Raw genomic sequence first — 564 nt, forward strand, 5'->3', positions numbered from 1 at the left:
GGCTGCGCCTGGTCCCCGCCGACGGCAGCGGCGTCCGCCCGGCCCGGGGCACCGGCGCCCTGGCCGCGGCCCGTGCCCTGCTCGCCGCCGGCCGGATCGTCGCCGTCAAGGGCCTCGGCGGCTACCACCTGGCCTGCGACGCCACCGACGCCCGCGCCGTCGCCACCCTGCGCGCCCGCAAGGAACGGGGCGGCAAGGCGTTCGCGGTGATGTGCCCCGACCTTGCCACCGTCGAGCGGATCGCCGACCCCACCGACCGCGAACGGGCCGCGCTCGCCGGCCCGGTGCGCCCCATCGTCCTGCTGCGCCGCAGTGCACGGCCGGACGGGCTCCGCCTGTGCGACGAGGTCTGCCCGGGCAGCCCCCACGTCGGCGTGATGCTGCCCTACACCCCCCTGCACACCCTGCTGTTCGGACTGCCCGGTGACCTCCCCGGCCCCCGCGCGCTCGTGATGACCAGCGGCAACCGCTCCGGCGAGCCCATCGTCACCGACGACGAGGAGGCGCTGACCCGGCTGGCCGGACTCGCCGACGCCTGGCTCGCCCACGACCGCCCCATCGCCT

At 77.8% G+C, this 564-nt stretch carries 1 protein-coding gene; it reads left to right on the plus strand.

Annotated elements, in window-relative coordinates; translation table 11 throughout:
- Positions 1-564: Sua5/YciO/YrdC/YwlC family protein (locus tag C1I97_RS38585; protein WP_181447130.1), on the plus strand; the 564-nt coding region annotated here is incomplete at both ends.

This window comes from Streptomyces sp. NTH33, from assembly GCF_003236365.1.
Classification (GTDB): domain Bacteria; phylum Actinomycetota; class Actinomycetes; order Streptomycetales; family Streptomycetaceae; genus Streptomyces.